General features: G+C 50.0%; 1 protein-coding gene. It reads right to left on the bottom strand.

The window, feature by feature from the left end; all coding sequences use genetic code 11:
* Window positions 1–42: 42 nt before the first annotated feature.
* A partial coding sequence (locus QWI17_RS01650) for an OprD family outer membrane porin (RefSeq protein WP_302720748.1) occupies window positions 43–306 on the bottom strand: 264 nt, incomplete at its 5' end.

Consider the following 306-nt stretch of genomic DNA (forward strand, 5'->3'; position numbering starts at 1 on the left):
AGCATGATTGATCAATTACAATTTTGAAAGACCGCGCAATTCTTACAAGATACTGAGTGGGTACTCCACGATCAGGCGGAACCCATCGAGATCAGACTCGAACTGAGTGGATCGGGTGTTTGCTTGACGAATACGGAAGGACATATCCTTCATCGAACCGGTTTGGACGACATACTTGACTTCGATATCACGCTCCCAGCGCTTTTGGTCGGTGAGTGGATTGCCGCCCGCATCTCGACGCATATACACATTGTTTGCGTTCGAGTAGTCAGCGTCCGTACCCTTGCCGTAGCGTGCCATGAAGCT

It is taken from the genome of Gilvimarinus gilvus (assembly GCF_030518155.1).
Lineage (GTDB): Bacteria > Pseudomonadota > Gammaproteobacteria > Pseudomonadales > Cellvibrionaceae > Gilvimarinus > Gilvimarinus gilvus.